Source organism: Vibrio sp. TRT 2004 (genome assembly GCF_050113735.1).
GTDB lineage: Bacteria > Pseudomonadota > Gammaproteobacteria > Enterobacterales > Vibrionaceae > Vibrio.
Genome location: NZ_JBNJOH010000010.1, coordinates 61219 through 85057, shown reverse-complemented (window position 1 = coordinate 85057; position 23839 = coordinate 61219). Strand labels below are relative to the sequence as shown.

Here is a 23839-nt window from a genome sequence, read left to right as displayed (position 1 = left end):
ATCAAGATAATTAACAACATCTTCCCCTTCACTTGTCTCAGAAAGATCAAAATACGTCATAGTTCGAGCTTAGTAATTTCTTTTTTGAAATAGACCTTGTTAACCTTATCCCACGGAATCGGGTCAAGCGTTGCGCCAAGTTGCTTGGCTCTTTCTGCCATATCCTCACTATAATCCGTTCGATAAGCTTCCGCGTCATTGCCAAAGGTATCCATCTCGAACTCCTTAACAGGTTCAAGCTCTGTAACAAACTTGTACTCGCCGCAGCCATCTAGCCACACTTTTGTATTTCCGTTGGGTAGAAAGCCAAAAACAATATCACTTCGGTAACAGTAAGTTTTAAAATCATCAAAGCGAGTGAATGGCTCTTTAGTGCTCATCACCTTCTTCATCTCAGGAGTGAGATCAAATTTGGTCGCAAAGAACCTTTGATTAGTGATTGAAGCCCAGTAAAGATAAACACTATCGGGAAGAACATTCGTCGCCGCTACTTGGCTTTTTACCTCAACTGGTATACCTAATGCGATGCTGTAGCCATCATAATTCGGGGCATACTTTCTCATCTCTTTAAGCTCAGTTCTGCCAAAAAAAAGCACATCATTATGAATAAAAGAGGTCCAATCTCGGCTGTCATTAACACCATAGGCTTTGGTCACTTCTGCAGGGTACAAGGTCGACATAGCATAACCTATACGCCATTTAGGCATATCTTCCGGTACGCTGGAACCACGGTTAAATGAACAGTATGTGGTTAACACTCCTGCCAGTAATATCAAGACAACTCGCAGCATCTTGCCCTCCACTTATCTTGGCAAAGGTCAAAACACGTCATAGTTCGAGCTTAGTAATTTTTTCAGTGGAATAGACCTTGTTAACCTTATCCCACGGAATCGGGTCGAGCGTCGCACCAAGTTGTTTGGCTCGTTCTATAACTCGTTCAACGTAAACATTCTTGAAACTACCATCTGTATTTTTAGGTATATCTAATTTTTGTTGTGCAATTGGCGCAAGCTCAGAGATGTAAATGTATTCGCCACACCCGCGCAACCAAACTTTGCTGTTTCCATTTGGTAAAAAGCCAAAAATAGTTTCGACTCGATAGCATTTTTTATTGAAACCATCTCGACGAGTGTACTGATCTTTTGTGCTCATTATCTTTTTAACTTTCTGGGTTAAGTCCCATTTTGTAGTATAAAAAGTCTGCGTAGAGATTGATGTCCAGAAAATATAAATACTATCGGGCAAGGTATTGGTACCGGATATTTGAGTGGAGTAGCCAATTGGGGCTCCTAATGGAACTCCAAACCCATCGTAATCTGGATACGATTGCTTAATATATGCGTAGTCAGTTCTAAACATATACTGTTGATCATTATGGACAAATGAGGTCCAGTTTTGCTGTTCATTAACGCCATACGCTTGCTTCACTTTTACTGGATATAGCGTCGGCATAGCATACCCCACACGCCATTTAGGCATATCTTCCGGTACGCTCGGTACTCGACTAAATGCATGAGTATTTGTAAAAGCGATAAGCCCTAGCAGTGCAATAAACCACTTCATTTCACGACTCCTTTAGGCACGGATAGATTTCACGCTGATAGCCCTCGCCCACTCTGTTAGGTTTATTGGCAATGGTGTTATCGGAAGAATGATGGATTAAATTCGCATCAAATAACTTGTTTATAATTGAGCTATCTTCAATCTCTGCGACGTTGCTTACATTTAGTTCTTCCAATAACTCACCGTTCTTCGCCGCCGCTAGTGCCTTGTCGCAAAAATCAGCAAAGCGATATTTTCCAATATTCGTTGGCACGGAGTAATAGCTGTCTCCTGATTCATACCAAACTTGACCGTCAGTATCATTCAATGGCACACCGTAATGTTGTGCTAGGCCAAACATAACTCGGAGGTAAAGCCTAGATAAATCACCACTTACCACTCTTTTTTGGTAGAGCGTCCCTTGTACGCGTGTTCGCTCTTTATTGCCGGTTCTAAGTATCTGATAGTCAATATGGTAGTCGTCCCTATTCCAACCTAACGCCACCTCTTGCTCAATAATTGGCTGAAGTTTGTCCGCTATTCTCCGTTTAACTTCATCACCGTTCCAATATCCGACTGGCTTAATAACCCGCTTGATTGGCTTGTTCTCTAATAAAGGTAACAAATAAGGTATGGTTAACCTGCGTTGACGCGATAATGTTGTGTAGGCGTTAAGGGAGTGGTAGCCACCACCGATATCCGAATGGGCACCAGGTACCACATACTCATGAAAGTGATCAGCTGCATTGATACGGTTTAGACTAAAGTTGCGGCGGTATTCAGTTTTTCGGTGGGCAGTAAGATGGACAACCCGTTTGACTCTATCTGGGTCAAGCCACAATCTTACACCTCCATTGTGATTGTTGTGCGGTGATATATCTCCCTTTGTAAGGTCAACCATCGCCGCGACCGTATCAAATAGGCCAACAAAATTGATTGATATTGCTTTGTCACTATTCCAATCAAAGTTCGCTTTTAATTCGATTTCATTTTTTTTACATGCGTTAATGATCTTCTGCGCAACTGCTCCCTGTTCTCCATCAATAACCAGGTTAGCAAAATGCCTCGCCACAGCAGCTCCTCTGCTGAAGCCAAATATGTCTAATTTGAAATTCAAAATCCCATCAATATTATATTCATCATATTTTCTATTTAATCGTAACTCTTTAAATATTGTACAGATTTGATCGATGCCTGTATCAGCTTTAGCTTCAACGCCATACTTACCCAACCCCATAGCTTGCCCAATTAGTACTGACTCTTCAGCTGGTTTTGTATAATCAGTACTATTACCAGTGCCTACACCTGTTACATATTGAGCCGTTAAGAAGACATTTCTATTTTCATCTAGTTTGTTAATGGGGTACAAACCATATAGTTTTTGAATATTGGTTAATTCATTCGCTGCACTGCTCTTAACCGCATGATCCTCTTGCCAGAAAAAGCGAAACTTATCCTGTTCGGGAAACTTAAACACTTCCTCTGGCCACTCAATCGGCGGCCTATCTTTGTATAGGTTATGCAATGGATGCCATTTGTGGTAGTAGCTATCAAGCTTACTCTTGCCCCACTGGGCGCTATAGGTGTTGTTGGCTGTTCCATCAAAGAACATCCCAACGCGTAACGTAATAAAGTTAAAACCTCTTACTTTCAGTACATAGCTTTTATCGGTGATTAACTTAAGCTTATCTGCCTGCCCTTTTTGGTGCCTAGATGGTAGAGATAGCCCTTCGCTCAATTCGGTAAGGTCACCGGCGGTTACTTCAAAATAGCGTGTTGCACTGCCTTTATGACCTAGATGACTGTCGGCAAACTCTTTCGTTGGATCACTGTCTTTTGCGCGGTTAGGAATACGCTCGTCACCTTGTGCCGCGGATATCCAAGCATCGCACTCTAACAGAATCGTTGCGGGGCCAGGCGCCATCCGATCAACAAAAATTGGACCATCATCAAGATAGATTGGAAATGCATTCCCTCCGTAGTCAAGGAGAGTTCCTCGCACTCCAGAGAAGGGACGGTTAAACTCATCGCGAATATAGATTTCTATCCAGTGAGTCATCCTGTCACAGGGTAAGCAATATGGGCTTGCGCCAGTAATACTCATACCCAACCCTCCTGAATCACTTTAAGTAGACTTAGTTCCTGCTCAGTGAGTCGCAATGGCTCTGACAACTGTAATAGATGAGAATTGCTTCGTTGCGCTAACTCAACAATCGCGCATGCCTCGAGCTCCGAAACGGGATATCCCAACTCAATTCCTCGCTCTAGTGCGCTTGATATCACTTGTAGTGGTTCATCAAGTTGTTCGAGAATGTCAGGGATCAGCTCCCAACAACGTTTTTCTATTGCAATGGCGTGATGCTTAGTGTTGTAGATCGGTGCAAGGTGGTGAGGTTGGAGTTTCCACCACGTCTCCTTCTTTAGCTCAAAGTGACTGTGAGAGTTGCGTGTGAAGCTAATTAACTTGTCATCAACTAACGCCAAGCTATCAATATTGCCGAGAAATTGTTGTATTTCTGATGGCATCATCGCCTTTAGCATCGGCCCTATCACAACCTTGTCATAGAAACGGAATAGTACTTCTTCACCATCAAGCGCAGACATCAGCATGCTGCGTAAATGTTGTATCGTGGTTACTGAGCAAGTTGTGGCAATGCCTAAACCCTGATTAAGCAGGCTTTCATCCAACGCCAGTACCTCATCAGATACTGGGATAAGCCATGGTGACAACGCCATGACATCTTTAAATGTATTCCCCCAAAACAGCGGTACTGCATCCTTAAACCCAAATCCATTCGACGTTAATGCTTGATTATGAGTCCGTGCACAAACCAGCCAGAAGCTGTTAGGTTGTTGTTCTTTGAGCCACGCCTTGAGCATTATTCACCTTCCGTTACAGAATTCGCACCTGACTGAATGGTAAAACGAGGTGCTTGAGTAAATGGTGGCTTCAACCCAAAAGAAAACGCACTTAACTGCCCAATGTCATTTGTCTACTATTGAGCAATAGACCAGCAAGCGGGAATACGCCACAGCCATTGAACTTAACAAAACGATCCTCCCGTTTAGTATCAATTGTGATTCAATTTGCCCGATATCCCGGGTAGATGACGTTAATGTGATTTCACTTCCACCAGCGAATATGACTACGTTTAAGTAAGCTGCCCCACACCAAGCAGTAGCCCGATGGCTGAGAAAAAAGTAAAGGGGCGCCATGTTTTACTCGCTCGCTGTTACATAGTCACAGTCTTCACACAAGACGATGTTTAAGTGAAGAGAACGTACCTAATGAATCAAACTTAACCAGTTGATTATCATTGACGCTTGAAATGGCCCAATTCAGTGATTATCAGTTGCTAGAAATCAGATAGAGTGATAGTATCCGCGCTCGCTTACAGAGTTACTACCAATTTCTCTTGAGCGGTTAGCACACATAACAAGGTCGCATTGTTAGTGTGATTATGAATATCTTAAATTTTTGAGAGTTATACTATGAAATTTGAAGCAGTAGTACGTACTGAACTAGGTAAAGGTGCGAGCCGCCGCCTACGTCACGCTGGTAAATTCCCTGCAGTTGTATACGGCGGTGAAGAAGCAGCTGTATCTATCGTTCTTAACCACGATGACATCGTTAACCAAATGGACAAGCCTGAGTTCTACGAAGGTATCGTTCTAGTAATCGACGGTGCTGAAGTTAAAGTTAAGCCACAAGACGTTCAACGTCACGCTTTCAAGCCAAAAGTTGAGCACATGGACTTCATCCGTATCTAATTCCCGACCAAGGAATTAGTTGGATTAAATCCAGCCTTTTGCATATAAGATAATCGGCCTTACCATCCGAGAAATCTAAAAATTCGAAACCCCGATGCTACCAACATCGGGGTTTCACCGTTTTTGAAGCCTCAAAAACGCTCTCAATTCTCTTCAAGTTAAACGGGCATAGATTCATGTGACTAATTAGCTTAAATGGTTAATTTAAGGAATAATCCTACACCCCCCATCTTGCAACCTTACATGTATTTTATTTAATATTATTTGATTATCTAAGACTTGGGTTACTACCAAGTGAGAGCATAGGGTATTTTATGATTGTTTTTTTAAGTAAGAGAAATATTATTCACTCACTGAGTATAAAAAATAAGTTACTTCTTATTAACTTTATTATTTATATTGGAGTTGGTGGATATTACCTATACAATGAATACAATCAAGATAAAATCGAATACCTCGAGTTTGTAGGAAGAGAGAATACAAATAGTGTCATTGATTTACTCACTCTCAGACGTAACGAAAAAGATTTTATTGAACGCAGAGACGAACAGTATATAACTCGCTTTGACCAGACCTTTGAGCAGTTAACCACTCGTATTGACAATCTTCAACAAGTGGCTAAATCACATAAAATAAACCTTGCAAATGATAGCAACCAGGTCCTAGTAAAGCTCGAACAGTATCAAAAGCAATTTCACAAGTTAGCTAATGCCATAATACAGTTAGATGGTGAAACTGAGGCCAGTAGCGTGCGTGTTCAACTTACTGCACAAAGAGAACAATTGAAGCAGGTTATTGCTAAGCAAAATGATATGTTGCTTGAGTTATCTGGGTTAGAATTAGGCGAGGCTGACTTAGGCTATCTAGCCAACCCAAACCAGGACACCATAAAGCGATTTCAACAGAGCCTCGATCGTTTTACTCAGCAAGCATTAACCGATGATGTACAGACTGCTTTCGACCAATATAGTCAAATAGCGAATAATCATATAGAGCTCGTACAGTCACTTGGTTTAACTGCTAATCATGGTATGAGAAAGGAGCTAAGAGCAAATGTTCATAATGTAGAGCGTTCGATCACGAGTTTACAAAATGATATTCATGAAATTATCGAAGAGGATAAGGTTGCTCTTAATAGGGATCTAAATACCTTTGGTATCATATTGGTATTATCAGTCTCGGGGCTACTTTTTTTGATTGGCAGTACTATTTTAAAACGCATCAATGTCATTAATCTTCGTATGCAGCAAATCGCCACAGGAAATGGTGACCTAACGATTAGAATGAATTCTCAAGGTAATGATGAGCTAACAGCTTTAGCAAACTCGTTTGATTTATTTATTAGTTCTCTACATGAACATATTAAGGAGCTAGCTTCGGTGATTACTATACTCAGTGATAATTCGGATAAATCTGAGCAGTCAGCACTGAAAAGCATTGATAATGTTGAACAACAAAAATTGGAATCTGAGTTAGTGGCAACCTCAGCCAATGAACTGGTTGTGAGTAATAAAGAAATTTCCTCCAACATTGAGTTTGCAGCCAATAATGCTCAACTGGTGACGGAAGAAACTAAAAGCGCACTGGATATGATTTACATTACTGGTAGTAATATTGAGTCATTAGCAGAAAATATTGAGCAATCACAAGCCACCATTGTGGATCTGGAAGAGCAAAGTAAAAATATTAATCAAGTGGTATATTCCATACAGCGTATTTCTGAACAGACCAACCTGCTCGCGTTGAATGCAGCGATCGAAGCTGCTCGGGCAGGTGAAAGCGGGCGTGGATTCTCAGTCGTTGCCGATGAGGTGCGCCAACTCTCCTATCAAACCAACGAATCGACCAAACAGATTGAGTCAACCATTAAAGAGCTGTCACAAAACATTGTTCAGGTTGCGAACAAAATGTATATGAATGCTGAGCAAGCGAGAGAATCTAACTGCCATACACAACAAGTGGTCAAAGCGATTGAAAAAATCAACGACCGCGTCAATGAAATGTCTGATATTAACAGTCAAATCGCGACTGCGTCAGAAGAACAAGCAAAAGTGTCGAGCGAAATCGATCATAATATTACTCAAATATCACATTTGGCTAGTGACACTTTTGAAGTTGTCACTACTTCAGTGAAATACAGTGATGAAATTGCAGGAGTCAGTGACAAACTAAAAAATATTGTCGCAAATTTTAAGTATTAAACCACTTTATATAAATCTTATCTCTGTTTGATTTTTGGTCATGACTCCAACATGGAGAACTTGTGTTAAAATGGTAACCTTTTCACCCTCAAACAAGAAATCATGGCCACCATTCACGCGGTAAAGGGTAAAGAGGACAGTCACCCCAAAGAATGAAATTACGGTGAGTGATTTACTGGTGCCTGTCCTTCTATTAGCTTCTATTGAAAATATTTTTCTATAGATATCTCTGCGGTAGATACTTTGTTAAACTCAGCCCTTTAAAGAATGAGACCCAAAAATTAAATGATGACTGACGAAGAAAGAATCGAACTGCAACAAAACAACCCACTGCACGGGCTAAAGCTAGAAACTATGTTGCAGGAGTTGGTGGATTTTTATGGATGGGACATTCTGGATGCAGCAATGCGCTTTAACTGCTTCAATACCAAACCTTCGATTGCAAGTAGCGTAAAGTATTTAAAGAAGACTGAATGGGCGAGAGAAAAGTTAGAGAACTTTTACTTATATCGTTTTAAGCGTATGCCAAGAGCGAGTGCAGAGGAATATGACCTACCACCAAGAGCTCGTACTTTTCCTCATGGGCTTGAGCCTAAAGAGCCAATGCAGCTAACGGTTGATTCTATTCTTAAATCACAGGCCAAAGCAGCCTCTGCATTTAAACAGCGCTCCCCTAGAGGACGTCCTTCACGCCGATCATACAACGCGTGAATTGGCAATAGAGTCCCATTTGACCTTTCAAATGAGGCTCTAAAAAATCGCAAGTGGATAGGTGAGCTGATTGCGCTCTTATCCACTTAGCTACTAGTTACTGCTTGCGCTTTTTGCTCTTTTTTCCTGTTCCGGCTGGCTTTGCACGCGGTTTCATCGGTTGAAAATACGCTTCACTCTGGTCGTCTTCCACCTCAAAACCTTCTACCTGTTCACGTTCAAGCTGGAACTTATTCTTCTTTTCGATCACTTTAAATTGGTGATAATCATCGTAATCAATCAGAGATAAGCCTAAACCGACTTCACCTGCACGACCACTACGTCCAATTCGATGCATATAGTCGGCAGGACTACGCGGAAGATCGAAGTTGATAACCACTGGTAGCTTTTCTATATCCAGACCACGCGCGGCAATATCGGTAGCGATAAGTACTTGAATCTCGCCTGACTTAAAGCCGTCAAGAACACGCGTGCGCGCTCCTTGTCCTTTGTCACCATGGAAAACCTCGGCGGTGATGCCACGTTTCGATAGTTTTTGAGCCAGATGGTTGCAAGCATTTTTAGCATTAACAAAAATCAATGTCTGTCGCCACTGATGCTGTTTAATGAGATGTGCAAGTACTGCTGTCTTTTGACCCTTGTTCACGCTAAATACACGCTGGACCAAAGTACTCGCTTCAGCGCTTTGAAGTTGAATTTCAATTGGGTCACTGAGCAAGTGCTGAGCCAAAGTCGTTACTTTTTCAGGAAAAGTCGCAGAGAAGAGCAAGGTCTGTTTGTTCTTTGGTAGTAGATCAAGAATCTTATTTAGCTCGTCGGTAAATCCAAGGCTCAGCATACGATCGGCTTCGTCGAGAACGAGCGTTTTTACTTGGTCTAGCTTGATAGCGTTACTCGAGATCAGATCAAGTAGTCGACCAGGAGTCGCAACGATAATGTCACTACCACCACGAAGTGCGAGCATTTGTGGGTTTACTGATACACCACCAAATACAGCGACTGTTTTGATCTTATCTCTAAGATGATATGAGTATGATTTTACATTATAGGCCACCTGAGACGCCAACTCACGGGTTGGAACTAGAATCAGGTGAGAAACAAAATTACCGCGACGAGTATTTGAGAAATCTTGCTCAAGAATCTTTTGCAGAATTGGCAACGAAAACGCGGCAGTTTTTCCAGATCCCGTGTTGGCACCACCAATGATATCTCTTCCATTAAGCACATGAGGAATGGCATGCGATTGGATTGGAGTTGGCTGGTGATATTCTAATTCATCTAGTCGCTCGACTAGGGTTGAAGTCAGGCCAAGGTCGGCAAAAGTCGTTTGCTGTGTTTTATCTATCATTACAATGAGTGGCTCAATACTGGCTAAAGGCCGTGTATCTTATGCTATTTGGCGCGAGGGTGTTAGCTATATTGATTCAACCACAATATTAGCGGCGCATAAACGAGCTTCCGAGCTCACTATTTTTATAAGGACAGTCACCTCAAAGAGTGCTTTTTATACAAAACACAAAAATGAAATGTAGCGAAATTGACAAAACGATATTAACGCTTATTCATATAAATCTTAATAAAAACACTATTGATTCACTATTGTTACAAAAGCCTATCACGTTCTTACTAGTATCTAAAAAGATATTCAGTTTGTGAAAGTACCCAATAGCTTTCACGTTTTAAGCTCGCTAAACGGCCTCCCTGCTAGGCGAGCTATTTTTTTAATAGCAATAATAGTGAATAAGGATTTTTTGCAAAATGAATTTCCTATTAATAGATGCTCAACCATTATTTCAAAAAGCGTTAGAAAGTTTAATTAGAACCATCTACCCAAACTGTATTGTATACAAAGAGAGCTGCGCAGCGAAATCGAGCCAGGTCATACGCAACAAACGTATCGAAACTGTGATTTTGGATACTGAAATCAGCAACGGTAGCGGCATCGACTATGCCAAAAGATTGCGCTCACTGGGATTTGAAGGTGCAATATTGTTCATATCTTCATGTAATTCAAAAATGTACTCGCAGATCGCTCGCACTAACCGAGCCAATGGATTGGTGTACAAAACGCAAGATATAGAGACAATTCGAGCTGCGATATTACTCGTCAGTCAGGGCAAGGACGCGTTCGAATCCAGTGTAGCAATACCTGCCCAAAAAACTTCGAACCTATCTGCCCGAGAGGCGTTGGTGTTGTCCTATTTGGCGAAAGGATACTCTAATAAAAAAATATCTGAACTTCTATCTTTGAGCAATAAAACGGTAAGTACTTACAAATCTAGAATATTAAATAAATACAATGCCAATTCCATTATCGAAATAATCTCCTTCCAAGGTTCCATCTCTTAATTACGCCCCTCCCCCTAATTAGCTCAGCCATTGGTTGAGTTATATACGCATGCATTTCAAATGACGGGATAACAACGCGATGGGTTGATTCTCGCCGCCAGCCATATAGAGCGACGAGAATCAAACTTACCTTAGATAGGCTTAGCTAAGAACTTTAAACGATTTGAGTTTTTCAATCGCTAATGGCCTGCCAATGTAAAAACCTTGGCAGACATCCACGCCTAGCATACGCAGTGCTTCAAATTCTTCTTTTGTTTCTACCCCTTCCGCGACAACTATTATTTCGGTTCTGCGGCACAGTTCTGTCGTTAAATCGACGATATGCCTCGACTTCAAGTCCGAAAAGTAACGCTTAGTAAATTGGCGATCGATCTTGAGTTCAGTAAACGGGATGTCCACGAGATTACCGAAGCTGGAGTAACCAGTGCCAAAGTCATCGATGGATATTTTTACACCGAGCATCCTCAGCCGAGCGATGTTACTTAGCATTGTTGTCGATGGCTGAAAAATTTGGCTTTCCGTGATTTCAAGGGTCAATAGAGATATGTCCATGCCGACTTCATCTACCATGCTAACCAATTTGTCGACGAGGTCGGGTTCCATAAAGTTGTCTGCGGTCAGATTTATGGATATTTTCATACCATCAGGAATATAGACAAAATCCACTTTGAGTCGATTCATGACGGCATCAAGAAGCAAGTCCGTGTGTTGGTTCGTTTCTAGTAGCGGGATAAAGTAGTTGGGGGTCAGTGTTCCTTTAAGGGGATGCTGCCAGCGCACCAATACTTCGAACCCAATAAGCTTGTTCGTCTTAAAACAAACTTGCGGCTGATAAACATTGTGAAATTGTTCGTTCTCTAAACCATATAAGACTTCATTTATAGAGAAATCGAGGTCCTTTTTCACTGGTGCGCAAGACAATAACTCACTTGTCATCTGTATAAGATTACACAGGCTATCTTCATAGACAGGTTTAACTAAGGTTCCGACCACATTAAGGCCAAGAGTTGTCGCCATCTTGCTCGCTAAAGCAATAATGCCTTCATCAACACAGCTAGAGATACACACAGCATTGTTATAATGGTTTTTCTTTAGCTCCGATAAAAACATCAGTCCGTCTTTATCAGGCAAGTCGAGGTCACTAATGATTAAGTCGAATTGGATCCTGCTTAGTAACGCCATAGCCTTCTCTACCGAAGTCGCAGAGTGGACATTCTTGCAGCCAATATTTTTCAGTTTGTAGCCAAGTAAGATAAGCTCTAGAGGACTATCGTCAAGGATAAGTATGTTCATTTCTTCGACCTTTGATAGTTCTCGATAAGCGCAATGTTTTTCTGCATTACATCGGCCAGAATCTCTAGCTGTGACTTAAGCTCGACTTTTCTCCCTCCTTTAATCGAGCGTTCTACCTTGTAAATAATCTTGGCAAGATCATCGATGCCCAAACTTAACGCACCACCTTTGATCTTGTGTACCGTTTTCTGGAGCGCGGGTATATCCTCTTGCTGCTCTTCTAATAACTTGAGATCGCTTGATAGGCACGCTACCGAAATCTTCCTTAATTGCTCAACCTCCTCTTCACTATATTTGTCTAACCAGTGCGTGATAGGGGCGATTTTAGTTCCATTATCTAACAAGCATGCCTCCAATAGATTCCTTAGTTTCTCTATTCCATAAGGTTTGAACAAGATATGATCGAACCCCGATTCATTAGACTTACTTCGAACAATGCTCGAATCCTCTGCTGTACAGCCAATAATGGTTAGGTGTTTATCTAGATTGGCTTCATTGCGCAGTTTGCTAGAGAGTTCGAACCCATCCATATTGGGCATATGGCAATCCGTAATAAGTAGATCAAAGCCATCAGGATGCTCCATGATCGCGTGGTAAGCGGCTTCACCATCGTCAACCATATTGACCGTCAGCCCCAACTGCTCTAGCTGCTTACGAATCACAAGTTGGTTGATAGGGTTATCTTCCGCAACGAGTACCGTTCCTTGCAATTGCTCGAATCTTAAGGGCGTTAATGTCGAGGCTTTTTCTGTATGCTGATACAAGCATTCAAATAGTAAGTCAGGAAATATCGGCGAATTAGACAAAACAATCTGTTGTTGCTCCACTTGCTTAAATCCCTCAACACCATCCTTGAAGACAATACGTCTTTCGAAAGGTATCTCACTGTCGACATTGCTGTAGTCAGAAGTGATCAGAATGCTGTGTCCCTTATCTGGAATTTCTAACTCTCGGTAACCGGTTAGCGTCGACCAGATAGCGACCCACTCTTTGATGTTGTCACTCACGTCACCGAACTGAATATCCAAGCTGCTGAGCTGTCCTTTGTAGGTGCTAACGAGCTGATGCGGGAGCGAAACCGACATCTTAGTGCCAAGATTTTCAATACTCTCAACATTAAGTTGCCCATTCATGAGTTCGACCAACTCAGAAACAATGGACAAACCTAACCCAGTGCCACCGTACTTCCGTGCAATTGAGCTATCCGCTTGAACAAATGGACTAAACACAGTGGCAAGAACTTTTGTCGACATACCACAGCCAGTATCTGTCACCAAAAAGTTGATTGATGTATCGCTAAGTTCAACTTCTAATGTCACCGTGCCTATGTCGGTAAATTTAATCGCATTGGACAGGAGGTTGTTAAGTATTTGCGAATACCTGAGACCATCAATAGAGACCAACCTGACATTGGTAGGTTTAAAGTCATAGTGTAGGCGGATGCCTTTCTTATCTGCGGCAATTTTGTGGACGCGCAGAACCTCACTGGTCTCTCGCAAGACATCACAATCAAAAGGGGAAAGCTTGAGTTGGTCAGCCTCGAGCTTCGAGAAATCCAGAATATCATTCACCAGAACATTCAGTTGTCTTGCTGATGACGAGATGTTGTTAATGAGCAAAGTTTCCTCTTCATCTTCGATTTTTGCCCCTAGCATTTCAATCAACCCGACCATGCCAGCGATTGGCGTTCTTAGCTCATGCGTCATCGAGGCGAGAAACTTATCGCGTGCCTGAATCGCCGATTCCGCCTTTTTCTTAGCATTCTTCAGATCGTTTTCTCGTTGGTTTTTCTCGGTAATATCATTAATGACCGTTAGGATGTATTCCTTGTCGTTGAGCGTGATTTTCTTACTGACATACTCCATCATTTCCATGTCTAGCGGACAGTTATATGTGCGGCAAACATCATTGATCGTCAGATCATTGTGGAACATGTCGTCAAATACTTTCTTATTTTTGTAGCCCATACCGCTTTCGGAAATGTGGCAAGCATTACACTGATTACTCAAATATTTGCTGCAGTTTGTGTAGCGGATATTGGATCTGCCGTCGTAGATAAAAACAATTGAAGGGATCTGACGAATCACAGAGTTTAAAAACTCATTTTCGATTCTCGTTGCAGCGGCATCTTTCTCCTTGATGATAACGTTGAGCTTCATATTCTTCTGCAACAAATAGAAAATCACGACGCTAAACAGAAAGACAAACACAAAACCAAACGTCACCTGATAGAGGTATTTTTCTTCATAGCCATAGACGACATTAAACGGGTCATAGGAATTCTTAATTTTGTTTAATTCGTTTTGATCCCAGGTTCTGAAAATGCTGTTCAGCACATTAATGAGTGAAAGCTTATCTGACGAAACGGCCATTGCCAGATTCACGACAATCGGTTTGGTACGATCGACAAAGTACTCGTCGTCAGCATGAGACGATATAATCATCTCAATGATATCTTCACGAATGTAAGCGATGTCAATCTCACCCGTTTCTAACGCCCTTAGGATTTTTTTAGAATCCCTAAACACTTTGGTGCTCTCGCCAAATAACTGATTTTTCACGTCAACATGCTTTTTGCTTTCAGATAACAGAACGCCTTTCGACTCTTTTTTGGGTTCAGCCGAATGTGCGAGGCTGACAGTGTAATAAGTAAACGACATGAAGGTGTCGGTAAACTCGACACTCTCGTTGGAGCCCATGGTTATCGATGAATAAGGAACGAGATCAATCTCATTTGACGCCAGCATATCGTAAGTTGACACAGACTGCCTTAAGGGAACATACTCAAATTCGAGCGTCGTCCTTGATGATATCAGGTCTAGAACATCCTTGAGATAGCCAGAAAGACTTCCATCTTGATTCCTAAAAAGTAGAGGAAACGTATCGTCGTCGAATGAGTACTTGATGATATTGCTGTAATTGCTATTACGAAATGCCCTATTAATCATGTCCGAAAAATAATAAGGACTGATGCTGTTTATGAGGTGGTCACTTTCAATCGAACGCTTGATAATCTTATTGATGATCTCGACTAGACGCTTGTTTTCGTCGAGTGAAACAATCTGCGCGTAAACAAATCCTCCCCAAGGAGGCGTTGAAATAGAGCTGGAGACATTATCTGTCGCGTTCAGATACTCGGCAAAGCTAATATAGCTATCAATAAATATCTTATCGTCACTCTTGAGAACACTTTCCGTACCCTGTCTAAAGTTAGCCACGCGAGTCACATTCTCTATTCCACGGCTATCCAAAATATTACAATACACCGTTCCAACAACGCACACCCATGGTCGCTTTTCTAAGTTTTCTTGGTCAACATAACTATTACTCCAATAGGCAACTGTGCTTTTAAATATAGGTGCTGAGTAGAACAATCCTTGCTTATCTTTAATCGCTTTATCGTTAAAATCGAGTATCAAGTCCGCTTCCTTTGCATGCAGAGCAGACATCACTTGCGAGGTATTTTCAAACTCGACAAATTCGATCTTCAGACCGAGTTCATTGGCAATTTTTTTCAGATAGGTCACGTTAAGGTTATAAAACTCACCGCGTCCAGATGTCGGATAAACTGGCCGCCCTTTTTCGGACAGTACAGCGATATTCACATCTCCTAGGTTATCTATGTACTGATAATCCTCCTGTGACATTGGGTCCATAGAGGCGGCATAAGCGGTATTAATCAATGATACGCTACCTAGTAGAAAAAATATATTTAACAATAGAGACATCTATAAAACCTTGAAACTGATGTAAGTGAGTAATTTCAATTTAAATAACCAGGCCAATAATTTAACGATATTCACATACCATTAACTAACCAAGGTATCATTCATGTAACAATAGGAATTAAAATTAGAGATGTGTATCATAATTGCAACATATCCATATTAAACACCAACTACCGTTCCATTCATTTAATAAAAACAGTTCATGTCGAACATTAAAAACATCCAAAATAGTTAAGTCCGAATTTAATACCTATCTATAAGCAATCAGCAAAACCTAACAATGACGTCAGCCAATTCTCCGATGGTATAAGGTTTCTTCAAGCAACCATTCATTTGACTATTATTGAGTTCATTTTTTATATCATCGTAACAATGTGCACTGCATGCGATGATAGGAATATCGACATCAAACTCTCTAATCAAATCGCTGGCTTCAAATCCATTTAGATAAGGCATTTCTAGATCCATAAAAATCAGATCGTAGTTACGGTTATTTCGATAGTGCAAAACGAGGCTTTCTCCATCCTCATAATGCATAAATTTCGCGCCAAGATGTGTCAACATCTTGATTAGCACAATAGCATTGAGAGGATAATCCTCCGCAATTAGGACGTTTATATCTTGAAAATTCATGATTGATTACATATGTACTTAGATGATCTCTCGGCGAAGATAGAAAATAAGCTCATCTAGATAATAAATTGAAAATCTCAACGAACTCATTATTATCAGATAGTTGTATTCATATTTTTCGTCGATAAAGACCATTTGTCTCAGATGATTGGAAAGTGAGTACAGTCCCAACAAACCTGAACTACCAACCAACTTATGTCTTCTGCGGCTCATGTCATCAATGAGAACAAACGATGAGTGGCCAAACGAGCAACATCGCCCCAACTTTAAAATCTCTTCTCTTAAACTTTGGATGAGTGTCATTGCGTCCGCTTTATTCCCAAAGCAGACGTTGTCAATTAAGTAGGTTAGCTCCTCGCATCGGTATTTCATTGGGCCTTTTCACTATCTATTTCTATCTATTGAAATTCACTTTGTATCCCTTGCCCCTGACTGACTGTAGCTCTACTTTGCCGCAGGTTTGTTGACTGATTTTCTTTCTCAGGCGACTAATCGCAAGATCGAGCGCCCGACTCCAACCATCATAGCCATGCCCTTTTGTTGAATAGCTTAATTCTTCCCGGTCAGCAAAGAAGTTATCCTGTGACAAAATAAAGAACAAAATATTGGCTTCATTTTTTGTCAACTCCAATACAGTACCGTTATATTCGAACGTACGCTGATCCTTATTAATTTCAAAACAAGGCGTATCTTCCTCTTCGTGATAAGCTTTAAAGTGCTCAGTATCTTCCATATTGACAAGTCGCTTAACTCGACTTATCAGGATATCCACTCCTCTCTGCTTTAATAAAAAATCAGATGCCCCCATCTCAAAGCTTTTTAATTCGATTCTGGTACTTTGTTTGGCGGTATAGACGATTACCGGGCAATCGAGTATTTTCGTTAACCGAGAAAATGAATCCAAACTTGACCCAGAAGGTAACTGAACATCAAAAATAGCAAGATCAAAATGATTCCCCACCGCAGCATGAAAAGCAGAGGAAACATCAAATGATTGTACAACTATAAATCCAACCTTTTCCAATGCTCCTTTTATTAGCCTAGAAGTAAAAAGGTCATCTTCTAATAATAGGATTCGCTTCAAGACTCTTCCCCTATTGAAATGCAACTAGCACCACTGTCTTAATTTTACTAAGAGGCCTTACGATTAATAAAATCGGAAGGAAGACGCCTTAAATCTGTCCAATCAAAAGTTATCTATAAACCATCAATCAGAACTATCGGCCATTGAATGTTTACAACTTTGACCAAACAAAGATTAAACCATTCAACATACACTCTTAGGCAACAATTTAGTTAAGTATTTTCTGACAAAATACCCGCTTACCTTTTAATGTCTTTATTGTAACAAAGTCATACAATTATGTATCAGTAACAGATAATTTTCAGACTTATCTTACCTAAGATATAGGTTGTTTCATTACACACGTTGCATATATTAAGGAGAAGAGTGACATTTAATTCGTTTGCTCCGAGATGTTATTAATCACTTCGATGACCTGGCTAATGTTTCAAGAGCTATTCTTTAGCTCCAAAACCAGTTCCGCCGCTTTGTCGATTGATAAAGAAATCATCTTAGTGATCTCTCTTGATCTATCCATACCAATCTGACCAAATGACGACTTGGCTTTTCGCATTACCAGCAATGTCAGTAAGATTTTTCAGACTACTCTCATACCATCGGTCTATTCTATCTGTATAGTCCGCTTCACGGCGTTTTTCAAGGTAGTTGTCATCAATATCTCTCGCAGAGGCTTTCAAGAACATCAATCTGATATTGTATGTTGCGATAACATCCTTCCCATATATTTTTTAATCGAATCAAGTGAATGCTGGCGATTAGCGTTGCTTTCTTCGAACTCACTACATACTGACAATACATGGAAAATAGTAGTGAAATGGTCAGAAATACTAGTGAAAACAGACTGATTAACTCTGTTTTAATGGATAGATTTCGTTTTAGTGGATAGATTTCGAAAGTTAAGTTTCATTGGGCCGCCTTATCATATTAGGCAATTTTGACACAATATTACCAAAAGCCTTTGTTATTTTGTATCAACATAGTAACAACAACTAGACAACCCTCTATTGCCATAAAGAATTCAAGTCAATATATTGAATTTAAAAACAATTTCATGCCGTTGACTGAGGTGCTATCAGTGATGAATACCCCATACATTGCGCAGAATCCCAGCCAAATTGACATTTAGAGCATTAAGTAAAATTCAATTGATTTATTAGAAAATTGTCGGAATATTCCAATCCACTCAGAAACATCGTAAAGTTCAGATTAGAAAACCAAGCATCTAAAATTGTTAGTTTGTTCAAGCTAAAATAATAAAATCAGATTTATCAAAAATAATTAATTGTGTTTCAAATAGGAATCAATAGTGACTAGTGGGCTAAGAATCTCAGTTTCCATTGTCTAGTTTGAGACTATTGTTGAGAAAGAAGACAAGATCACTCAGCATATCGACATTGAGCAACTCGACACATAGTTTGATAAATTATGAATGAACAAGAACTAATTAGTACTATAAGAAATAAGAGACAGCTCCTTGGAATGACTCAAGATGACTTGGCTCAACTGTGTAATACTTCCCCTTCTCATATTTGTAGAATTGAAAACGGGCAATCCAGTCCGAAGTTGAGCACCTTAATTAAAATATATGACACGCTATTGATCTCTATGACGATTCACTGCGAGAACAGATAATTCCATCTTGTTAACGCCTTGAACTATAGATGGTCGGTTTGAATAGGAGAACGTTTGTTGCAAGGTTCAGTATGGCTGGATTGATGATTAAACTGGGTGTGATCACTTAAAAGAGAGAAAAGTCATGCCGCTGATGTTACGCAACTCGTTCTCTTAAACGTGCGAAGAAGACTGGATATTTATTTTTAATATGACGCTGTTCATCAACCATAATTTTGAAGGTTGGGCCAACACGAAGTTGAATTATCACTTCGTCGTTGTCAAAACGCAGTACCGCTCCCTCAATGTCCACAGAGTTTTCATCATGGAGGTTCAGAACACCTTTGACGGCTAAGCCCTTGTACATAGAGGTGAAGTTGTTCATAACCATTCTTATCCCACCCTCGGACACCTCTGTGACTTGAAACATTTCATCTGCGAACTTTACAAACGGCCTTGCACGCTTTGGGTATTTTAAACGGTAATATTTCCGTTTCTGATCTAAGTCCTTCATGCTCTTGCTCCCTACAACTCAGCATCCAGCTATATACATTAATTATAGTACTTCCTATTTAGTCAGTACTTAAGGTGATAATAATCTAACATACAAGGACTTACATCTACAGACCTATTGCCGTTGTTCTCTCTCTACTGAGAGCGAATCCCCGTTTCTCAGTCGGCAGCTGAGTGTCTTGCTGACCACACCAATTTTTATTACTTATTATTCTACCAGCCTTGTATGACAACAGAGCAATGCTCCAAACATTACTCACTGAGTGACTAATTTCTTTACACTCTAGCTTAGAGGTAATAGATTTTTCTAACGATTCATTGACATGAGGTCATTATGTCTGACCATCGTCTAGGCAACGGAATGGCAGCCTTTTCTTTCGTAGTATGGGGGTTGTTGCCTTTGTACTATCAATACCTACCCAACGCTGCGAGCGATGAGTTACTGGCGATACGGTTGATCGCCTCTGTTCCTCTCGGCGTGCTCATCGTCCTCATGTCTACCAAACACTTACCTAATTTAACCGCTATCTGGTTAGATAAACGCTCTCTCGTATATACCTTTGCTGCCGCTATTGTTATGTCTTTTTCGTGGCTTGCGTTCACTTGGGCGTTAACTAATGAAAGAGTCATGGAATCAAGTATGGGCTTTTTCATCAGTCCGATTGTAACAATGGCGCTTGGGGTAATTTTGCTTGGCGAATGCCTGTCACTAGGCAAAAAAGTCGCGCTCCTGTTGGCATGCATTGGGCTTATTTATCAAATCATTCATTATGGTGAGATCCCCCTTGTTGCCATTTCGATCGCTGTGTTTTTCTCACTCTACGGCTGGCTGAAAAAGCAAATCGGTTTCGATTGGGCTACGAGTCTGTTTGTCGAAGCCTTGGTTTTACTGCCTATCGCAGCGATCTACATCCTGGTTAAAGAGATTACTTTTGGGGCCGTATCCCTTCACTCAGATACGACGACTCTTATGCTGTATCTTGGTTCAGCTCCAGCAACGCTACTCCCTTTGGTCTTCTATTCGATCGCTATACGACTGACCTCTTTAACAACAATTGGCTTGATGCAATATATCGAACCATCTATCCAGTTTCTTCTTGCCGTTTATCTATTTGGTGAACTCTTCGATGAAGTAAAACTCATCAGCTTTGGGCTTATTTGGGTGGGCTTAGCATTCACTTTGCTGGAAAGCGCACGATACCGCTATACAGCCAAGAGCCGATAAAAAAATCCCCCGCAATAACGCGGGGGAAAGTGTCAAAATCCGAGACTAAGGCTGCCTTGCCACAGAAGAGCCATCGAGAACAGCGCTGTTACTCCAAGCATGCTTGCTCCAAGCTTTTCCTTTCCTGCGAATGGATTCACGCCTTGTTCACTTTTGGCCTTGATGTAGAAATACAGTCCGGGCAGATAGAGTATTGCGGACAACAATAAATAGTTGAGACCAGACGCGTACAACAGCCATAGTCCGTAAACAGATGCACCGAGACCGATAAAAAGTAGGCTGCCTCGATTCTTCTCTTCAATGGCTATTTTTAGGACAAACGCTCCGACTAAGAAATACGGTACCAAAATCATCTCTGAAGCGATAATCAGCAAGGTGTCGTAAGTACTACCAGCGAACATGACAAAGATTAGGGAAATCTGAATCCAGATATTCGTTAAGGTCAGCGGCTTAACCGGACTCCCCGCTTCGTTCAGTCGCGCATAACTTTTAGGAAACATCTTCTCCTTAGCGCATAGATAAGGCGCTTCAGACGCAAGAACTGTCCAGCTTAGAAATGCACCACACACGGAGATCAGTAACCCAATACTGATGATGTATTGTCCCCATGGACCTAAAATGACCGTCAATACTCGCGCCATAGATGGGTTTTGATATTGAGCCAGTTCAACCGGCTTTACCACACCCATTGAAAGTAAGGTGACGAATACATAGATTGCTAACGCGGTAAGCAGCCCTAGAATCGTCGCTCGCCCGATATCCTTTCTGTTTCGAGCTCTACCTGAGACGACAACAGCGCCTTCAATGCCGATAAACACCCACACCGTCACTAGCATCGTACTCTTCACTTGCGACCACAGACTGTGCTCCTCACCAAAATGAACGCCGGTAAAATCAAGAGTGAAAGTGTTCCAACTAAAGGCAAGCATCGCACAGACAATAAACGCCATCAGCGGGACCAGTTTTGCGTACGTTGTCACCATATTAATCAATGCGGCAGTTTGGACGCCGCGCAACACCAGCGCATGCACCATCCACAGCAAGCAAGATGCACCAATAATCGAAATTACCGTGTTGCCTTGACCAAAAATAACGTTATCCGGAGTATCAAATAGCATCCCCAGAGTGCTGAATACGATAACCAGATAAGAGACGTTGGCCAACATTGCGCTTAGCCAGTAGCCCCATGCTGAGCAAAAACCAACAAAATCCCCAAATCCCGCTTTTGCGTAGCCAAAAACACCGCTGTCGACATTTGGTCGATGTGAGGCAAGCGTTTGGAAAGAGAGCGCAAGAAAGATCATACCCACGCCAGTGATTGTCCAGCCAATCATTACAGCAGCAGGGCTAGCTACCGAAGCCATATTTTGTGGCAAGCTAAACACACCAGCTCCAATCATCGAACCGATGACGATGGCGGTCAGGGAGCTCAAGCCAAGTTTGTTATCCATGTTGTTTCCACGGGACGCAATCAGAAGGAAGGGATTTTACGACGATTAACTTTGAATAGGCAGACCTGATGTGAGGCATATCGCATACATAGCAAACAAATCTCACCTTTCATTGTCATCGATCAATGGTTGGAATCAATAGTAGTGAATTAGTCCAAATAAATGCAACTTAACAACAATAATCGTCGGATTCATAACTACACTGCAGATATATAGCCTGAAAAACATAGTAAATACAGTATTGAAATCATTGAAATTCAGAAGAAAAATCAATGCCCCAATCAGAAATTGACGCAATTTATAGAACGACAACTCGCCAAACTAAGATCATGGACTAGACTCAATAAAGGTATCAATGGCTGAATGCGCATTGCTTACCTATTATATCCATTACTTCCTGTTTGTGCGGTCGCTGTAAAGCGGCCATTTTTTTGCGCAAAAAGCAGCCAGTTAGACTGCTTCGGCGTTTAGTTAGTGTGTCGAGCTATCAGAGCGCTGACCAAACTCAGTTTGATGATAGATCTCAGCGAGACTCTTGTCTCTTCTCACTTTAGATTTGAGTTTTTTCGCAGCACTATTCTGCTGCTCTTGAGCTTTGAGCGCCTTTTCATGTGCTTTGGCTGATTGAATGAATTTTGGATCACACAAAGCCTGTTGACGTAGGCGGTTAACGCGTTCGATGGTTTCTGACAACATACTAGCCTCCTATACAACTGTATTTATAAACAGTATAGGTACTCAATTCACTACGTCAAGAAAATACTGTATAAAAAAACAGGCAAAACTTAAAGTCGCATAATGTATTGCTACACCTTGATAGATTGAAGCTATCACAACGATATAGACCATCCATTATCCTCCCGCGTTACAGCTGGTTAGACTCCGGTTATCGATCGTTTTGAGTTGAGGACATTATGAGAGTACTTGTTGTTGAAGGTGGCGCGATGAGGGGTATACGATGGGACGGAAACAAGGCGAAGAACACCTCGCGAGTCGACAAGGTGTTCATGGGTTAACAGCAGACAATTGTCACTTCTGTTTTTAGAGGATTAACGGGCAATATCGAGCAAGTTGTCTTTCACCCCGTTAACGCGGAACCATCCAGCAATACTGTAACGATCCGCGTTTGTAGGCAACACTTCATGCGGAAACTGTTCAGAGAAAAAGACCAGCAAGCGTCCTGACTTTGGTGATATCTGAGCGAGCTTATTATCATCCAGATCGTACACCACCAACTCACCTGCGTCTTGTTCGCTCCAAGATTCATTCATATAAAAAACCGTCGTTAGTCGACGGTTTTCATTACCATTAAAACTGTCTAAGTGCTTTTGATAAAAATCGCCTTTTTCGTATTTCGCGAAATGTGCTTCATATTCGAAAAGACCTAAGAAGAAGTAGCGATTGGCTTCAAGCCGAATCTGCTCCATTTTCGCTAGGTAACATTCGACTGGAAATCCCATTGTAGGCTGTAACCACTGAATTTTGTCGCTACGAATCTTACGTTCTAGTGCCCTTTCTTCGTTACGTCCAATTCGAGCGTTTTTCCAATCTGCTGGAATACATTCCCTTAACTGTGCAACTTCATCTTCATTTAAAAAATCGTCCCATACATAATAACCGTGCGTAAACAACGCATCGATGAGTTGCTCCATTGCCAATTCTGCCCAATGATGAAATAAGTCAACGCTTTTACACAAGCGGCGCCATTGGAACAACTCAGGTTATTT

20 protein-coding genes are annotated in these 23839 nt (G+C 41.2%); 6 read left to right on the top strand and 14 right to left on the bottom strand.

What is annotated here, in order from left to right; all coding sequences use genetic code 11:
- Positions 1 to 56 precede the first annotated feature (56 nt).
- Genes ACQEXR_RS06535 through ACQEXR_RS06520 form a run of 4 tightly spaced genes read right to left on the bottom strand, consistent with a single transcriptional unit; the run spans position 57 to position 4422 of the window.
- Entirely contained in the window at positions 57 to 791 is a 735-nt protein-coding gene (locus ACQEXR_RS06535) for a DUF2931 family protein (protein ID WP_427019983.1), read from the bottom strand.
- A gap of 37 nt (positions 792 to 828) precedes the next feature.
- On the bottom strand, positions 829 to 1563 hold the full coding sequence (locus ACQEXR_RS06530) for a DUF2931 family protein (RefSeq protein ID WP_427019982.1): 735 nt from the start codon (positions 1561 to 1563) through the stop codon (positions 829 to 831).
- 1 nt (position 1564) lies between these two features.
- Positions 1565 to 3646, bottom strand: a complete 2082-nt coding sequence (locus ACQEXR_RS06525) for a phospholipase effector Tle1 domain-containing protein (RefSeq protein WP_427019981.1) — start codon at positions 3644 to 3646, stop codon at positions 1565 to 1567.
- Positions 3643 to 4422, bottom strand: a complete 780-nt coding sequence (locus tag ACQEXR_RS06520) for a DUF4123 domain-containing protein (RefSeq protein ID WP_427019980.1) — start codon at positions 4420 to 4422, stop codon at positions 3643 to 3645. Before ACQEXR_RS06520 ends, ACQEXR_RS06525 begins: the two co-directional genes overlap by 4 nt.
- 612 nt (positions 4423 to 5034) lie before the next feature.
- Here ACQEXR_RS06520 and rplY point away from each other — a divergent pair.
- The 3 genes from rplY to ACQEXR_RS06505 all read left to right on the top strand — a co-directional run bounded on the left by rplY (position 5035) and on the right by ACQEXR_RS06505 (position 8225).
- Positions 5035 to 5313 (top strand): 50S ribosomal protein L25, encoded by a 279-nt coding sequence (gene rplY / locus ACQEXR_RS06515; protein ID WP_138973354.1) that lies wholly within the window; start codon positions 5035 to 5037, stop codon positions 5311 to 5313.
- 314 nt (positions 5314 to 5627) lie between these two features.
- Positions 5628 to 7514, top strand: a complete 1887-nt coding sequence (locus ACQEXR_RS06510; RefSeq protein WP_331428229.1) for a HAMP domain-containing methyl-accepting chemotaxis protein — start codon at positions 5628 to 5630, stop codon at positions 7512 to 7514.
- Between the two features lie 285 nt (positions 7515 to 7799).
- The gene (locus ACQEXR_RS06505; protein ID WP_331417156.1) at positions 7800 to 8225 is read left to right on the top strand and encodes a VF530 family DNA-binding protein; all 426 of its coding nucleotides are present in this window, start codon (positions 7800 to 7802) and stop codon (positions 8223 to 8225) included.
- A gap of 97 nt (positions 8226 to 8322) precedes the next feature.
- On the opposite strand, the gene ACQEXR_RS06500 is transcribed toward ACQEXR_RS06505, so the two are convergent.
- Positions 8323 to 9573 (bottom strand): DEAD/DEAH box helicase, encoded by a 1251-nt coding sequence (locus tag ACQEXR_RS06500; protein ID WP_331428228.1) that lies wholly within the window; start codon positions 9571 to 9573, stop codon positions 8323 to 8325.
- A 410-nt stretch (positions 9574 to 9983) separates the two neighbouring features.
- Between ACQEXR_RS06500 and ACQEXR_RS06495 the strand changes: the two genes are divergently transcribed.
- Entirely contained in the window at positions 9984 to 10574 is a 591-nt protein-coding gene (locus tag ACQEXR_RS06495) for a response regulator transcription factor (RefSeq protein WP_331417154.1), read from the top strand.
- Between the two features lie 141 nt (positions 10575 to 10715).
- On the opposite strand, the gene ACQEXR_RS06490 is transcribed toward ACQEXR_RS06495, so the two are convergent.
- The 5 genes from ACQEXR_RS06490 to ACQEXR_RS06470 all read right to left on the bottom strand — a co-directional run bounded on the left by ACQEXR_RS06490 (position 10716) and on the right by ACQEXR_RS06470 (position 17995).
- Positions 10716 to 11867, bottom strand: coding sequence for an EAL domain-containing response regulator (locus ACQEXR_RS06490; RefSeq protein WP_138971349.1), 1152 nt, complete (start codon positions 11865 to 11867; stop codon positions 10716 to 10718).
- The gene (locus ACQEXR_RS06485) at positions 11864 to 15595 is read right to left on the bottom strand and encodes an ATP-binding protein (RefSeq protein WP_427019979.1); all 3732 of its coding nucleotides are present in this window, start codon (positions 15593 to 15595) and stop codon (positions 11864 to 11866) included. Before ACQEXR_RS06485 ends, ACQEXR_RS06490 begins: the two co-directional genes overlap by 4 nt.
- Before the next feature lie 264 nt (positions 15596 to 15859).
- Positions 15860 to 16228: a response regulator gene (locus ACQEXR_RS06480; protein WP_426952680.1), complete on the bottom strand. Its 369-nt coding sequence runs from the start codon at positions 16226 to 16228 to the stop codon at positions 15860 to 15862.
- 394 nt (positions 16229 to 16622) lie between these two features.
- Positions 16623 to 17312, bottom strand: coding sequence for a response regulator transcription factor (locus ACQEXR_RS06475; RefSeq protein ID WP_427019978.1), 690 nt, complete (start codon positions 17310 to 17312; stop codon positions 16623 to 16625).
- Positions 17313 to 17821: 509 nt separating this feature from the next.
- The gene (locus ACQEXR_RS06470) at positions 17822 to 17995 is read right to left on the bottom strand and encodes a hypothetical protein (RefSeq protein WP_427019977.1); all 174 of its coding nucleotides are present in this window, start codon (positions 17993 to 17995) and stop codon (positions 17822 to 17824) included.
- Between the two features lie 742 nt (positions 17996 to 18737).
- Here ACQEXR_RS06470 and ACQEXR_RS06465 point away from each other — a divergent pair.
- Entirely contained in the window at positions 18738 to 18944 is a 207-nt protein-coding gene (locus tag ACQEXR_RS06465) for a helix-turn-helix domain-containing protein (RefSeq protein WP_138971344.1), read from the top strand.
- A gap of 136 nt (positions 18945 to 19080) precedes the next feature.
- On the opposite strand, the gene ACQEXR_RS06460 is transcribed toward ACQEXR_RS06465, so the two are convergent.
- The gene (locus ACQEXR_RS06460) at positions 19081 to 19437 is read right to left on the bottom strand and encodes a PilZ domain-containing protein (RefSeq protein ID WP_331417148.1); all 357 of its coding nucleotides are present in this window, start codon (positions 19435 to 19437) and stop codon (positions 19081 to 19083) included.
- Positions 19438 to 19770: 333 nt separating this feature from the next.
- On the opposite strand from ACQEXR_RS06460, the gene rarD reads away from it, so the two are divergent.
- Positions 19771 to 20661, top strand: a complete 891-nt coding sequence (rarD, locus tag ACQEXR_RS06455) for an EamA family transporter RarD (protein WP_427019976.1) — start codon at positions 19771 to 19773, stop codon at positions 20659 to 20661.
- 32 nt (positions 20662 to 20693) lie between these two features.
- Here the strand turns inward: rarD and ACQEXR_RS06450 are convergent, their stop codons facing one another.
- From ACQEXR_RS06450 to ACQEXR_RS06440, 3 genes are all read right to left on the bottom strand, one after another.
- Complete coding sequence (locus ACQEXR_RS06450; RefSeq protein ID WP_427019975.1) at positions 20694 to 22112, bottom strand: basic amino acid/polyamine antiporter; 1419 nt, start codon at positions 22110 to 22112, stop codon at positions 20694 to 20696.
- Positions 22113 to 22583: 471 nt separating this feature from the next.
- A complete protein-coding gene (locus ACQEXR_RS06445; RefSeq protein ID WP_331417146.1) occupies positions 22584 to 22808 on the bottom strand; it encodes a hypothetical protein in 225 nt (74 codons plus the stop codon).
- Positions 22809 to 23161: 353 nt separating this feature from the next.
- On the bottom strand, positions 23162 to 23764 hold the full coding sequence (locus ACQEXR_RS06440) for a 2OG-Fe(II) oxygenase (protein WP_331428220.1): 603 nt from the start codon (positions 23762 to 23764) through the stop codon (positions 23162 to 23164).
- Between the last annotated feature and the right edge of the window lie 75 nt (positions 23765 to 23839).